Raw genomic sequence first — 1,008 nt, forward strand, 5'->3', positions numbered from 1 at the left:
ACGCTCGCGCGCGGGCGTCAGCGCGGCGGCGCCCGCCTGGGCCAGCACTTGGTCGGCGTTGCGGATGCTCACCGTGGTGTCGTCCTCGCCGTGGAAGACGATGGTCGGCACGTGGGCGCCACCGCCGGGGCCGGGCGCGCCCATCTGCATCGCCATCATCGCGGAGCCGACGTCGCGGGCGCAGGAGGCCGCGAGCCCGGAATGCACGCCGACCGCGGCGTAGAGGTCGGGGAAGGCTCGGGCGATGTTGGCCGCCGCCGCCCCGCCTGCCGAGAGCCCGGCGATGAAGACGCGGCTCGGGTCGATCGCGTGATCGGCCATGACCGCGCGGGTGAGGCCGGCGATGATGGCGGCCTCGCCGGTCTCGCGGCCCTGGTCGCGCGGCTCGAACCAGTTCCAGCAGCGCTGCGCGTTGGCGCGGCCGGTCTGGACCGGGTAGGCGACGAACAGGCCGTCGCGCTCCGCCAGCCGGTTCATGCCGGTGCCGACGGCGAAGTCGTCCGCGGTCTGGTTGCAGCCGTGCAGCATCACCACGAGGGCCGCCGGAACATGCGGCTGGCTCGGGACGAATAGGCGATACTCGCGCGTCCCCGCCGGTCCGGCAAAGCTCTTGGTGACGACCGAACCTGCGCCCGCGGCGGTTTCGGCCGACCGGTCAGGCGTCTGCGGCTTGGCGAAGCCGAAGCCTGGAGCCTGCGGGGCCAGGCCCATGGGCGTCAGCCCCTTGGTCGCCAACCCCTTCAGCACCGGCGCCAGCCCGCGCACGACGCCATCCACGGCGGCACGCAGCTTCTCGGGGATCGGGCCGGCGAGCCCGGCTTCGGTCTTAGTCGTAGTCTCGCTTTTCGGCGCGCTCTCGGTCCTGGTGGAGGCCTGGGGCTGCGCCGTCGCCTGCGTCCAGGACGCGGCACGGGGGGGGGCGTGAATTTTAAACCAAAAACAGCCCCCCCGACCCGGGGCCATAGGGGTTTTGCGGTGTGGTGATTAAAAAAAAAATGGGGGGGGGGG

At 72.2% G+C, this 1,008-nt stretch carries 1 protein-coding gene and 1 pseudogene; one reads left to right on the forward strand and one right to left on the reverse strand.

From position 1 onward, the window contains the following. Positions 1-801: pseudogene (locus FV222_RS27235) on the reverse strand (PHB depolymerase family esterase); the annotation flags it as partial. Between FV222_RS27235 and FV222_RS31650 the strand changes: the two are divergent. Then, entirely contained in the window at positions 710-925 is a 216-nt protein-coding gene (locus FV222_RS31650) for a hypothetical protein (protein ID WP_246685705.1), read from the forward strand. The pseudogene FV222_RS27235 and the gene FV222_RS31650 overlap by 92 nt on opposite strands. Positions 926-1,008: the final 83 nt, after the last annotated feature.

The sequence above is a fragment of the Methylobacterium sp. WL103 genome, from assembly GCF_008039885.1.
GTDB lineage: Bacteria > Pseudomonadota > Alphaproteobacteria > Rhizobiales > Beijerinckiaceae > Methylobacterium > Methylobacterium cerastii.

What these genes read in the sequence shown, in the direction of transcription:
- FV222_RS31650 (WP_246685705.1), top strand. Translation starts at nt 710, where the DNA reads ATGGGCGTCAGCCCCTTGGTCGCCAACCCCTTCAGCACCGGCGCCAGC.